This is a genomic window from Pseudoalteromonas sp. NZS127, from assembly GCF_015864805.1.
In the GTDB taxonomy this organism is placed as follows: domain Bacteria; phylum Pseudomonadota; class Gammaproteobacteria; order Enterobacterales; family Alteromonadaceae; genus Pseudoalteromonas; species Pseudoalteromonas nigrifaciens.
Genome location: NZ_JADYWN010000001.1, coordinates 1 through 13,673, shown reverse-complemented (window position 1 = coordinate 13,673; position 13,673 = coordinate 1). Strand labels below are relative to the sequence as shown.

11 protein-coding genes and 1 tRNA gene are annotated in these 13,673 nt (G+C 41.9%); 3 read left to right on the top strand and 9 right to left on the bottom strand.

Translation table 11 applies throughout. The annotated features are described in order from the left end of the window. Positions 1-26: 26 nt before the first annotated feature. The 3 genes from I6E78_RS00060 to pepA form a co-directional block, all read right to left on the bottom strand. Positions 27-2,882 (bottom strand): valine--tRNA ligase, encoded by a 2,856-nt coding sequence (locus I6E78_RS00060; protein WP_197181762.1) that lies wholly within the window; start codon positions 2,880-2,882, stop codon positions 27-29. Between the two features lie 60 nt (positions 2,883-2,942). Next, entirely contained in the window at positions 2,943-3,389 is a 447-nt protein-coding gene (locus tag I6E78_RS00055) for a DNA polymerase III subunit chi (RefSeq protein ID WP_058374054.1), read from the bottom strand. Positions 3,390-3,540: 151 nt separating this feature from the next. Beyond that, positions 3,541-5,052, bottom strand: a complete 1,512-nt coding sequence (gene pepA, locus I6E78_RS00050; RefSeq protein ID WP_011329073.1) for a leucyl aminopeptidase — start codon at positions 5,050-5,052, stop codon at positions 3,541-3,543. A 304-nt stretch (positions 5,053-5,356) separates the two neighbouring features. On the opposite strand from pepA, the gene lptF reads away from it, so the two are divergent. Both lptF and lptG read left to right on the top strand, forming a co-directional pair. Beyond that, on the top strand, positions 5,357-6,469 hold the full coding sequence (gene lptF, locus I6E78_RS00045; protein ID WP_011329072.1) for an LPS export ABC transporter permease LptF: 1,113 nt from the start codon (positions 5,357-5,359) through the stop codon (positions 6,467-6,469). Beyond that, a complete protein-coding gene (gene lptG, locus I6E78_RS00040) occupies positions 6,466-7,533 on the top strand; it encodes an LPS export ABC transporter permease LptG (RefSeq protein ID WP_011329071.1) in 1,068 nt (355 codons plus the stop codon). Before lptF ends, lptG begins: the two co-directional genes overlap by 4 nt. Before the next feature lie 111 nt (positions 7,534-7,644). Here lptG and I6E78_RS00035 read toward each other — a convergent pair whose 3' ends face one another. Further along, positions 7,645-8,139 carry an RDD family protein gene (locus I6E78_RS00035; RefSeq protein ID WP_011329070.1) on the bottom strand — a complete coding sequence of 165 codons (495 nt, stop codon included), beginning with the start codon at positions 8,137-8,139 and terminating at the stop codon, positions 7,645-7,647. A gap of 272 nt (positions 8,140-8,411) precedes the next feature. Between I6E78_RS00035 and I6E78_RS00030 the strand changes: the two genes are divergently transcribed. Further along, positions 8,412-8,496 (top strand) — tRNA-Leu (locus I6E78_RS00030). 494 nt (positions 8,497-8,990) lie between these two features. On the opposite strand, the gene I6E78_RS00025 is transcribed toward I6E78_RS00030, so the two are convergent. The 5 genes from I6E78_RS00025 to I6E78_RS00005 all read right to left on the bottom strand — a co-directional run. Continuing rightward, positions 8,991-10,478 carry a GntP family permease gene (locus tag I6E78_RS00025; protein WP_197181761.1) on the bottom strand — a complete coding sequence of 496 codons (1,488 nt, stop codon included), beginning with the start codon at positions 10,476-10,478 and terminating at the stop codon, positions 8,991-8,993. A gap of 37 nt (positions 10,479-10,515) precedes the next feature. After that, positions 10,516-11,463 carry a D-erythronate dehydrogenase gene (gene denD / locus I6E78_RS00020; protein WP_182684575.1) on the bottom strand — a complete coding sequence of 316 codons (948 nt, stop codon included), beginning with the start codon at positions 11,461-11,463 and terminating at the stop codon, positions 10,516-10,518. 54 nt (positions 11,464-11,517) lie between these two features. Next, positions 11,518-12,294 (bottom strand): 2-oxo-tetronate isomerase, encoded by a 777-nt coding sequence (gene otnI / locus I6E78_RS00015; RefSeq protein ID WP_197181760.1) that lies wholly within the window; start codon positions 12,292-12,294, stop codon positions 11,518-11,520. Next, positions 12,294-12,926, bottom strand: coding sequence for a 3-oxo-tetronate 4-phosphate decarboxylase (gene otnC / locus I6E78_RS00010; RefSeq protein WP_182684573.1), 633 nt, complete (start codon positions 12,924-12,926; stop codon positions 12,294-12,296). The genes otnI and otnC overlap by 1 nt, the downstream gene beginning before the upstream one ends. Further along, positions 12,923-13,673: four-carbon acid sugar kinase family protein (locus I6E78_RS00005; protein ID WP_197181759.1), on the bottom strand; the 751-nt coding region annotated here is incomplete at its 5' end. The genes otnC and I6E78_RS00005, both read right to left, overlap by 4 nt.

Genomic DNA, 13,673 nt, shown 5'->3' with positions numbered 1-13,673 from the left:
TTCCGGGCTAATGCCCGGAAACTAAATTATAAGCTTTCTATTTTTGCTTTTTGCTCAAGTAGCTTAGTTTTAGCATCGCTAAACTCAGCTAGTTTGGCATTTTCTTTAGCAAGTACAGCTTCTGGTGCGTTGTTAACAAACTTTTCGTTAGCGAGTTTATTTTGCACTTGTGCTAGGCCTTTTTCGGCTTTTTCGAGTTGTTTATTAATACGTGAAAGCTCGGCTTCTACGTCAATTAAACCCGCCATTGGGATCATAATTTCAAGATTACCAACATAAGACGCTGCACACGCAGGCGCATCATCTTTATTTTCGAGCATGGTGAACTCTTCAATTTTTGCAAGTGATGCTAAAAATGAGTTGTTCTCCTCAATGCGGCGCACGTCGTCGCTCGAAGCATTTGCAAGTAATACGCTAAGCGGCTTGCTTGGGCTAATGTCCATTTCACCACGAATGTTACGAATTGCTAAAATGAATTGTTTAACCCACTCTAAATCGTCCATTGCTTTGGCATCAACGCTAGCTGCATTATAAACAGGGAATGCTTGTACCATAATACTGGTGTTCTCTGTTTCAAGGCCTGCAAGTGGTGCTACACGTTGCCAAATAGTTTCGGTGATGTATGGCATCATTGGGTGCATTAAACGCAACAAGCTTTCAAGTACGGTAATTAGTGTATTACGTGTACCGCGTTGCTGTGCTTCACTGCCTTTAAATAATACCGGTTTAGTTAGTTCTAAGTACCAATCGCAAAATTGGTGCCAAGTAAACTCGTACAGGGTGTTAGCAGCTAAGTCAAAGCGGTAATTATCTAAATGCTCAGTATAACTTTTAACAGTTGACTCAAATTGACCTAAAATCCAGCGATCGGCTAACGACAACTCTTTTTGTGCATTGGTTGCAAAACCACAGTCTTGCTCTTCTGTGTTCATTAATACGTAACGACTCGCGTTCCATAGTTTGTTACAGAAGTTACGGTAGCCTTCAAGGCGGTTCATGTCCCAGTTAATATCGCGACCGGTAGAGGCCATTGCTGCAAGCGTAAAGCGAAGGGCATCGGTGCCGTGTGCTTCAATACCGCCTGCAAATACTTTGCGGGTATCTTTTTCGATTTTAGCCGCTAATTTTGGCTGCATCATGTTACCAGTACGCTTTTGTACTAACTCTTCAAGTTCAATGCCGTCAATCATGTCTAGTGGGTCAAGTACGTTACCTTTTGACTTAGACATTTTATCGCCGTTGTCGTCACGTATTAAACCAGTTACATACACGGTTTTAAACGGCACTTGTGGTTTACCATTTTCGTCTTTTATAAAGTGCAGCGTCATCATGATCATACGCGCAACCCAGAAGAAAATAATATCAAAACCAGTTACCAGCACGTCAGACGGGTGGAAGGTTTTTAAATCATCAGTGTTTGCAGGCCAACCTTGAGTTGAGAACGTCCAAAGCGCTGATGAGAACCAGGTATCAAGTACGTCTTCGTCTTGGCTTAGTGTTACGCTGTCTGCAATGTTATTTTCGCGGCGTACTTCAGCTTCATCGCGACCAACAAATACGTTGCCTTCGCTGTCGTACCAAGCAGGAATGCGGTGGCCCCACCAAAGCTGGCGTGAAATACACCAATCTTGTACGTCGTTCATCCACGAAAAGTACATGTTTTCGTATTGTTTAGGTACAAATTGAATGTCGCCGTTTTTAACCGCTTCTTTAGCCGGCTCTGCAAGAGGTGCAACACGTACATACCATTGGTCGGTAAGCAGTGGCTCAATTACCACACCCGAGCGGTCGCCGTAAGGAACGGTTAAACCATGATCTTCAATTTTTTCAAGTAAGCCTAGTTCTTCAAATTCAGCTACAATCGCTTTACGCGCAGCAAAACGGTCAAGCCCGTGTAGGCGCTCAGGAATTGGTGCATCAAACTCAAGTTCTTTGCCATCAAAGCTGTAGGTTTCGCCTTGAGTAAGAATAGCGGCGTCTTTATCGAAAATGTTGATCATCGGCATTTTGTGACGCTTGCCTACTTCGTTATCGTTAAAGTCGTGCGCTGGGGTTATTTTTACACAGCCCGTGCCTTTATCTTTATCGGCATGTTCATCGGCTACAATTTTAATACGGCGATTAACAATGGGTAATAAAATCTCTTTACCGATTAAATCTATGTAGCGTTCGTCATCAGGGTTTACTGCAACGCCCGAGTCGCCCAACATAGTTTCTGGGCGGGTTGTTGCTACTACTATGTAGTCTTTACCATCTTGAGTTTTAACACCGTCGGCTAGTGGGTAACGTAAGTTCCACATGTGGCCTTGCTTGTCTTTGTTTTCAACTTCAAGATCAGAAATAGCAGTGTGTAATTTAGGATCCCAGTTTACTAGGCGTTTGCCACGGTAAATTAGGTTTTCTTTATGCAGGCGTACAAACACTTCTTTAACGGCTTCAGATAGGCCATCGTCCATGGTAAAGCGTTCACGATCCCAATCAACCGATGCGCCAAGGCGACGAAGTTGTTTAGTGATTGTGCCACCGGATTCTTTTTTCCATTCCCAGATTTTATTAATAAAATCTTCGCGACCTAAATCGTGGCGTGTTTTGCCTTCCTCAGCATGCAGCTTACGCTCAACCAACATTTGCGTTGCAATACCTGCGTGGTCAGTGCCTACTTGCCATAATGTGTTGTTACCTTGCATACGTTTAAAGCGCGTTAAGGTATCCATTATGGTGTCTTGGAAAGCGTGGCCCATGTGTAAGCTACCAGTGACATTTGGCGGCGGGATCATAATTGAATACGGGACGCCTTGGCCAGATGGTTTAAAGTAGCCTTTTTCTTCCCAGCCTTGGTATAGAGACTGTTCAATATCTTGCGGATTGTAGGTTTTATCCATTACACAGAACCTTAAATAAGTACTTAAATTAGTTGGTTAGCTATTTTACTAAAAGTGTTTTTAGTTATTAATATCTTGCGTGGTGATGTTGGCACCGAGTTGGCGTAGCTTTTTAAAACGCTCGCGAGCTGCTTGTTTAGCAACGGCTTCTACGGGTACAAAATCAAAAACTTGGTTAAAGCGGCGAATAAAATCCGGTAAGTTATTAGCCAAGTTAATTAAAACTTTACGATTGCCAACAGGGGGCGTAGTACCAATTTCTACCGGTGCGCCGCCTTTTGGGCCTTCACCTTGTAGGTTATGAGGTACAAAACTGTCGGGATCAAATGCCCAAAGTGTTTCATCAATGGCAAAGGCGGTATTTTCGTTATCTACACAAATAAATACACGTTGGCCAAGCCGATACTGATCAGCGGCAATTTGAGCCGCCAAAGCAAAATGATCATCAGGCTTAGCTAGCGACTCATCTTGTTGCTTTAGAACGAAAAATTGGGCGTTCATGTTCATTGTATCGGGGTTTCCCATGACATTGAATGTGTAGCTAGTTAATACACATAAATTAAGAGGCTGATTTTGCCATATAACGGGTTTTGCTTCAATTAATACCCAAATAAATAAGGCGCCAAACGGCGCCTTAATAAGTAGCTAAGCGGTATGCTTAATCTTGAGCGGCTTCGTTTACGCCGGCTCTGTTTAATAAATATTGAGTAAGCATAGGAACAGGGCGGCCTGTTGCGCCTTTTTTAGCGCCACTGCGCCATGCCGTGCCTGCAATATCTAAATGTGCCCAGTTGTACTTTTTAGTAAACTTAGATAAAAAACACGCTGCGGTAATAGTACCAGCTGCACGGCCCCCTAAGTTAGTAAAGTCGGCAAATGGGCTCTCTAGTTGATCTTGATAGTCGTCCCATAGCGGTAGTTGCCATGCACGGTCGCCACTTTGCTCCGATGCTTTTAACAACTCATGCGCAAGCGGATTATGGTTAGAGAGTAAACCGGTTGCATGTGCGCCTAGTGCTACAATACAAGCACCTGTTAATGTAGCTACATCAATAACGGTTTCTGGCTCAAAACGCTCTACATAGGTTAGTGCATCACATAATACTAAGCGCCCTTCGGCATCAGTATTTAATACTTCAACGGTTTGTCCCGACATAGTGGTTAAAATGTCACCTGGGCGATATGCATTTGGCCCCGGCATATTTTCGCAGCCGGCTAAAATACCAATCACGTTAATAGGTAACTGCATTTGTGCCAGTGCACGCATTGCACCAATAACACCTGCAGCACCGCCCATGTCGTATTTCATTTCGTCCATGCCTTCGCCAGGTTTTAATGAAATACCGCCCGAATCGAAGGTTAAGCCTTTACCAACTAATACGATAGGAGCTTGATCATCTGCGCCGCCTTTGTAGTTAATTACCGACATAACCGATTCGTTCACACTGCCGCGACCAACAGCTAAGTAAGAGTTCATACCTAGCTCAGCCATTTGCTCTTCGCCGATTAGATCAACAGTAATGTTGTCAAAATTAGTTGCTAGCTGTTGTGCTTGCTCGCCTAAATACGCAGGGTTACAAATATTAGGTGGCATATTTGCTACGTCTTTACACAGCTTACTACCGGCAGCAATAGCTAAACCATGCTCAATAGCGCTTTCGCCTATAGTTAGCTCGCGACGCGTTGGAACATTAAACACCATTTTACGCAGTGGACGACGTGGGTCTACTGTTTTACTTTTTAGTTGATTAAAGGTGTATAAACAATCTTGGGTGGTTTCTACTGCTTGGCGCACTTTCCAGTAGGTATCGCGACCTTTAACGTGTTGCTCTGTTAAAAAGCATACCGCTTCCATAGAGCCGGTGTCGTTTAAGGTATTAATTGTTTTAGAAATAATTTGTTTATATTGCTTATCGTCAAGCTCGCGCTCTTTACCACACCCTACAAGCAATATGCGCTCGCTTAAGATGTTTGGTACATGATGCAATAATAAAACTTGGCCCGGCTTTCCTTCTAGGTCACCTCGGCGAAGTAAATTTGAGATATAACCATCACTGATTTTATCGAGTTGTTCACCAATGGGGGATAACCGACGAGGCTCGTATACACCAACTACAATACATGCGCTACGTTGTTTTTCTGGGCTACCACTTTTTACGTTAAATTCCATTGTCACTCCTGATTTTGAGTCATCTTTAGAAGCTAAGCAGAAACTAAAAATATTTTTAGTCTTATATACCTAAATTATTTAGGTGTAGCTCTAATCTTAGCTGATTTTGCCCGACTCTTACTGTGTAATTGAACTTTATCTGCTTAAGGGTCACTAATGCAACATTATATCGTGTTGTTAGGTAGGATAATTAATTTTCATGGCTTATAATATTAGATCTATACTCGGCAACGCTGAGTAAAATCATGACTAACTATAAACTTTCACTATTGCAGTGACACACCATGTTTAACAGGGGCGACTATTGCTTATTTTTCGTTATTTGACTGCTGAGGTTTTAAAATCGCAGGTCGCCGTATTTTTAACTTTGATGACCATTTTTTTGTCGCAAAAGTTAGTTAGTATTTTAGGCGATGCCTCTGAGGGTAGTATTCCTGCTAAATTAGTGCTATCGATGATCGCACTTAAATTGCCACAGTTAGCCTCGTTAATTTTACCATTGAGTATATTTTTAGGCATAATTTTGGCCTACAGCCGTATCTATGCCGATAGCGAAATGACCGTGCTTAAAGCCTGTGGTGTAAGTGAATGGTATGTGGTTAGAGTGACGCTTATATCAAGTGTGGGGTTGGCTATTTTAGCCGCCGCGCTCACTATGCATGTTGCCCCTTGGGCAAGCGAGCAAGAGTACCAATTAAAAGAGCAAGCTAAAGCCGATGCGGGATTATCTGCATTAAGGGCAGGTCGCTTTCAGCAAACCGGTAACGAAAAAGCCGTGGTGTTTATTCATAACATTGAAAACGGTGGAAAAGAGCTTAATAAAGTATTTGTAGCACAACTCCCCGATAGCGAAAAAGACAACCTTGCACGCCTAGTTTATGCAGAGCAAGGAGTTGTAATTGAAGCGCAAAATGGCGAACAACAACTCGTTCTTAGCGACGGCAAACGCTATGAAACTGATGGCTTAACGCCGGCGCTCAATTTAACCGAGTTTGACGGTTATAGTGTACAAATACGTGAGCAAGAAATAGAGCACCAACGCCGTAAGTTAGAAGCAATTCCTACTAATCAATTGTTGGCACTTAACACTCCAGAGGCAACCGCGCAGTGGCAATGGCGTATTGCTATACCGCTTTCTATTCCACTGCTGACACTATTAGCAGTACCGTTAAGTGTGGTTAATCCACGCCAAGGTAAATTTGCTAAGTTAGTGCCGGCAATTAGTTTGTACTTAGGTTATTTTATTTTACTTAACGCTGCTAAATTTGCTGTTGAAGATGGCAAAATACCTCCCTCTATTGGCCTTTGGTGGATTCACTTAAGTGCCTTATTTATTGGCGGACTATTAATAATTAAAGGGCGACCACTTGGCGCTTGGCTTAAAGCGGTAATTACTAAGCGGGAGTTGGGCGCATGATGAAAACCCTTGATTGGTATTTAGGTCGCAGCATTTTACAAACCACCGGCTTTGCATTATTGGTACTGGTAGGCATTAGCACCTTAATTAAATTTATCGACCAGTTAAAGTCAGTTGGCCGTGGTAGTTACGATTTAATGACCGCGATGCTCTACACGCTTTACACAATACCGGGCGATTTAGTGGTGTTTTTTCCGATGGCCGCGCTCATTGGTGGCTTAACTGGGTTAGGAGCGCTTGCCTCAAACAGCGAGCTGGTGGTAATGCACGCTGCAGGTATGTCGCGCTTACAAATTATAAGCTCGGTAATGAAAACCGCCGTATTTATGGCGCTATGTATGATGGCATTAGGCGAGTGGGGAGTACCCGAGGCGCAATTACAAGCTAAAGAAATGCGTAACCAGGCAATTCATGGTGGCGATGTTTTTAATGCGCAAAAAGGCGTATGGGCAAAAGACGGCAATAACTTTATAAATATAGAAGATGTAGATCAAAATGGTAAATTAAATGGTGTACATATGTACCACTTTGATCAGTCGCTATCGCTTACACAAATAACGAAGGCAAAAGATGCGCTAAGTCGCGAAAACGGCTGGTTACTGCGCGGCGTCAATAAAGTAAAAATAAGTGATGAGCTTATTACCACAGAGCAAGTGCCTGAGGAGTTTTACCCATCACAACTTACTGCTGAAAAGCTGGGTGTGGTATCGGTTAAACCTGAGTCGCTGTCGTTTACTGGGTTATGGTCTTACTTAGACTATTTAAAGCAAAACGATCAAGATACCAGCACCTATGAACTCGCGCTGTGGCGCAAACTTATGCAGCCAATATCTATAGCCGTAATGTTGCTAGTTGCACTGTCGTTTATATTTGGCCCGTTGCGTACCGTCACTATGGGCGCACGTATAATAATGGGCGTAGTTACGGGTATAGTGTTTCACCTAACTAACGAAATATTTGGTCCTGTGGTTATGGTGTATCAAATACCTGCGTTTATTGGCGCTGTAGTGCCTAGCATTATATTCACCGGCTTTGCTGCTTACTTAATGAATAAACGCGCATAAAACTAGTTATAAAAAGGTAGTTACAAAAATACCTTGAAACAAAAAAGCGTGGCTACTTTATAAAAGTGCCACGCTTTTTTGTGCTTATAAATTACAGTGTATTACTTTTAATTAATCAAGCTCACGGTAAATACGCTTGTTTTCTTCTTTGGTGAGTGCAATAACTTCGGTTTTAGAAAGGTAATCTTGCAAAGCTTTTTTATTTTTAAAATCAACCAATACCACTAAATTACCTAAACCAAGTAATGCACTAACACTGCGAATTATTGCTTGCGGCCAGCTAATAAGTTGCCCATCTAGAGTTTGTACTTTTAAGCGCCATGCGCGCATGCCAATGGTTTGCCCGCTTTTAGTCCAAAAATAAGCAAAAAAGAATACGTTTACTCCAACAAACAACGCACTTCTAATACCAGAGAGTAACGTGGAGTCTTGTATTAAAGCAGCAGGATCGTCAGTTTTAACTATCATATCTAAAGACGTTAGTAGCTGAATGACTGCAAAGTAGAGTATGGCAGTAAGCATAGATAAAGAAATTACGACCAAGGCATCATAAATTAACGACGCCAAACGACGCCAAAAGCCAGCTCGTGGAAATTCATTCAACATAAATATACTCTCACTATTAATATGCGCGCTAGTTTAGCAAATAGGCTGGTAAATACTACCTCTTCAGTAAGGCATAAAAGCGCTGCGCAGAGTTAAATGTTAATGGTTGCTTAATTGTTAAGCGGTTGATTGTACTTATGTCATAAAACGCTTGCCGCTACCTTTATTGATTGTATAATGCTTAGCATAGAGACAAAGGCAGTTTTATAAACCTAAGCTCTAAAGTGGTTTTTCTTTATCTTCTGGTATTTAGAAGGTTAAAGAAAAATTATGCCAGCGTGATGAAATTGGTATACATGGGGGATTCAAAATCCCCTGCCGAAAGGCGTGCCGGTTCGAGTCCGGCCGCTGGTACCACTTTTTATAGCCCCGATCAAATTGGTCGGGGTTTTTTTATGCCTACAGAAAAGTGTAAACGGACACAACCCGCCGGACTCGAGCGGCACGCGGGAGTGCCGCTGTTATAAGTTAAGGTCCGGCCGCTGGTACCACTTTTTATAGCCCCGATCAAATTGGTCGGGGTTTTTTTATGCCTACGAAAAGTGCAATCGGACACAACCCGCCGGACTCGAGCGGCACGCGGGAGTGCCGCTGTTATAAGTTAAGGTCCGGCCGCTGGGTGAGAGTGAACCGAAACGCAGTTTCGCAGTGACTCGAAGTGGGTTCATGGATGAGTGATGGGTACTGCTTCAGGGATGAATTATTAGAGCTGGTATCAATCTTACTTTTTATGGCTCTAGAAGTAACAATGGACGTAAACTGTCACTTGGAATGGCGTGGTAATAAGGTTATCTAATTAACTAGGCCTCTTGATAAAGAGGCCTTGTTAATTTTGCAAAAAACAGTAGAAATTAAGCTACTTGTAAATGCTGCTTACTTTGACTTTTAACAAAGAGCAAACAGCCAGCTAAAACTAATAAAGGGAATAGCGGGTCATAAATACTACCATGGCTACCAAAGAACAGATTCAAAATCATGATAAGTGATCCACCTATAGCCCAAGCAATAGTCGTTGGCACTGTCCAAATAACAAGTTGCTTTTTAACTTCAGTGACGCCCATTAAGCGGTTAACAATGTGAAATAAGCTATCGTTAAAGTAGCCCGCAAATAAACTACCCATAGTTGCTGCTGATGCTGCGAATAACATATTTACTCCATCCATTTCGAGCAGTACTGGCGCAGATATTGACGCTGCAGTAATCATTGAAACGGTACCACTGCCTTGAATAATTCGCACCAACGTAGCAATAATAAATGGGATCATTATTGGTGATATTGATAACTCAATAATTTGGTTGGCAATTTCAGCACCTGCACCTGATGCGCGTAATACTGCGCCCAATGCGCCACCGGCACCGGTTACAAGTAAAATAATACCGCAAGTCGTAATGCCTTCTTCTAGTTTAGTTGTTGTTGTTTCTTTATCCAAATGAGGCGTTAATGTATAGACAGCTAATAAAGTACTTATTGAAAGTGCGATGATAGGATGGCCAAGAAAGTTAAAAACAGCACCAAAAGTACTGGCCGATAGCCCGTCCATACCAAACTGCTTTTCAGCAAGGCCCATAAGCGATTTCACTAAAATTAATACAATTGGCACTACAATAGGCATAATTGACTTGGTTAGTGAAGGGAGGTTTTTAGCTTCTTTTGTTGCCATGTAGTCATTATGAACTTGCTTAGCAGCATCGCCTGTGTGGCTTATCGTTGGGATAGCAATGAACTCCGGGAAGTGCTTTTCTAGCCAGCGTGAGTATAGAATAATACCGTATACGCAAGGAGCGGCAATCAAAAGTCCAAAACCTAACATTGAAGCTAAATCGACACCAAATATACTCGCTACACCTAAAGGGCCAGGTGTTGGTGGGATACAGTGGTGGGCAACAACTAAACCACCCGCCAGCGATACTGTTAAGGTTAAAATAGAGCGATTTGACGTTCTTGCTAACGATTTAGCTATAGGGTAAAGAATAATAAGTGCACTATCAACAAACACAGGAATACTTACAATATAACCAGTTACGGCCAGTGCGGTTTCTTCTTTTTTCTTACCTAGCCACTTAATAAAGTTGTAGGCTATTGATTCACCAGCGCCAGAGGCTTCTAAAATAGCCCCCATCATTACACCTAAACCGATAACAATACCGATGCCACCTAAAGTGCCACCAAAGCCATCACTTATGGCTGCCATAGTTTCGTTTACACTTAAACCGCCAATTAAACCAGCCAAACAGGCAGCTGCAAGCATAGCAATGAAAACGTGTACTCTGGTTCTTAATACTAAAAATATTAACACAAATACGGCTATTATTAAGCCGATTACAGATATTGGTAACATACGCGAGACCTCTTTGTTATTAAGTAATAGGTTTACTTTATTTTTGGGTGTCTAAGTAAGCATTTAAAATAGAGTTAAAGTCTTTATCTTTAACAAATCCTATTGCTAGTTCTTTTTCGTTATTCATTGACTGTGGCCAACTAGAAACAATACGTTCTACATTTTCATCTTTTTCGTAACTAATGAGCTCTAAAACGGGCTCGCCTTTTATTTTAACTAAGCATTCGATCATTTCTTTTGGTGATGTTTTTAATCCAGGTAAATTTACAGTGCGAAAGCCTTTTAACAGTTTTGTGTCGAGCTGACTTGCATGAATAATATTTTTAATCACGCTGTTAGGACTAGATACCCATAAAGGTAACTCAACATCAACAGGGCAGTTTGACGCTTGCTGTTTAAGTGGTTCGCGTATCATGCCACTGACAAAAGAAGAGGCCGCTTTATTAGGTACGCCTGGGCGAATACAAATAGTAGGCAGACGAACCGTAACTGCATCAACAAAGCCTTTTCTGGCGTAATCGTTGACGAGTAACTCACAAATCGCTTTTTGTGTACCGTACGAAGAACTAGGTTGCATAGCCGTCATGTAATCAATTTGTTCTGGAAGCTCCCCACCAAACACAGCAAGTGAGCTTGAAAAAACAAGACGAATATTAGGGTTAGCTTGGCGACAGCACTCGAGTAAAATTTGTGTGGCTTTTAAATTAACCAGCATGCCTAACTCAAAATCTTCCTCTGCATGGCTTGAAACAATTGCAGCTAAATGGAACACGTGAGTAGTTTGTTCATCGATGATTTTTTCTATATCTTCTTTAACGGTAATATCAGCAACGATAGAGTGAACTTTATTATTGGTAATTAAATTGCTGTCTAATTTAATACGGTCTACTACTTTAATTGTTTCAATTTGAGGAAACTGTTGTAGCAAGTTATTTAGTAGCTCTGAGCCTAAAAAACCAGCACCACCGGTGATAATAATATTCATGTAAATACCTTTGTATGTTTATTAACTGTGTTATTTATTATTGATAAATAGTGCTTATAAGTGGGGCTTTAGCCACTCAAGGCCATCTTCAGTGTTGTTTTTAGGGTTGTATTCGCAGCCGATCCAGCCTTTATAACCAGATTCGTCTAGTACATTAAATATATGTGGGTAATTAATTTCCCCTTCAGAGGGCTCATGGCGTGCTGGTACAGAGGCAATTTGAATATGCCCTGTCACCGAGGCGAGATCATTAATTAGGTGGGTCAGATCACCATCCATTATTGCAGCATGATAAATATCTAGTTGCAGCTTCACATTTGGACGGTCAATTAATTTAATTAACTCAGCAGCTTCTCGTTGGTGAGCAATAAAATAATGAGGTACATCTCGGTTATTTAATGGCTCTATCATCAGTTCAATATCATGTTTTGCAAACGTATCAGCGGCATAGCGAATGTTTTTAATAAATGTGTCAACATGCTGCTCACGGCTAAATTGAGCGTTTACAATACCAGCCATAGCATGTACTTTTTTACAGTTTAATGCGGCGGCGTAGTCGAGCGCTATTGCAACACTTTGCTTAAACTCTTGTTCACGCCCGGGGATGGCTGCAAAGCCGCGCTCACCAGCATCCCAATCGCCCGCTGGCATATTAAATAAAGCTTGCTCTAATCCAAATTGCTGTAATTTATCTGCTAATACTTGTGCTTCAAAAGCATACGGGAAAAGGTATTCAACGGCTTTAAAGCCTGCTTTGTGTGCGCGTTCAAAGCGTTCAAGGAATGCGACTTCACTAAAAAGCATAGTTAGATTTGCTGCAAATTGAGCCATTATTTTCCTCTCCCTTTTAAATCAGTTACTTCTGAGTCGGTTAGGTAACGTGTTGCTTTACCTTGTAATAAAAATGCTAGCTTAGCGGTTTCTTCTAATTCTTCTGCGTTATCTACGGCATCTAAAAAATCACTACCAGTAATGATAGGGCCATGATTAGAAAGTAAAAATGCCCGATATTTCCCTGCTAACTGGGCTAAATCTTTAGCTATTTGCGGATCGCCCGGGCGGTAATAAGGCACCACAGGTAACTCACCAACGCGCATTACGTAATAAGGTGTAAATGCCTTTATTGCATTGTTAGGATCTAAGTTTTCAAGGCAAGATAACGCGGTTAAGTACGTTGAATGTAGGTGTACAATTGCATTGCAGTTAGGGTCTTTATCGTAAATAGCTAAGTGAAAAGACACCTCTTTAGAGGGGGGCTTACCTGTAAGGTGTTTTCCGTCTTTATCAACTACAGAGAGCTCTTCGGCGACCAAACGACCAAATGAAGATCCTGTCGGGGTTGTTAAAAAATGGCCATTAGATAACTTTACCGAAAGATTACCGGCACCACCTGTGGCATACCCACGTTCAAACATTGAACGCGCAAGCTCTACTACTTGCAGCCTTAATTGTGCTTCATTCATTTAAAATACTCCTGAGCTTGGGTAAAGAAAGGTTCAGCGCCAAAATTTCCAGATTTTAATGCCAAGGAAATATCGCTATTAATGCCCTTTACCCATGGCACACCTGGGCTAATTTGAGGGCCGATATGAAAGCCATCAAGCTGCAAACTTTGGGTAACAACGCCAGATGTTTCGCCACCGGCAACAATGAAATTACGCACACCATATTCTTTAAGTTTAATGGTTAATTGACTAAAGAGGTTTTCAACTGCTTGGCTGGAAATATCAGCACCATACTTTTTATGCGTTGCTTGTAATGCATTAACATCCGCAGTGGCATAAATTAAGGGGGCGAATGGGGTATTCAAGTTGTTAATCACCCAGTCAAATACTTGGTTGCTATAATTATCTAAGTTTAAGCAATGGTCGATATCGAGCGCGAAGTGAGGAGCTTTAGTTTTATAAGCTGCAACTTGTTTATTGGTCATTAACGAGCACGAACCCGATAATATGACGGTGGCTGCTTTGGTTGGGTAGCCCGCTTTTTTGGCTTCGCCTTGATCTTGTAGTTGCTGCTGCCAGTTTTTAGCAATGCCCGCTGCCAATCCAGAGCCGCCAGTAATTAACTTTAGCGACTTAGCCGCTTTGCCTAGGGTTGCTAAATGTGCACTATTAAAGGCATCAACCACAGCGTAGCGTTTACCTGCACTTTGTAGCTCAGCAAACTGGTTAGTGATGGCCTCAGCGCCTTGCTCAATGGTTTGGTAA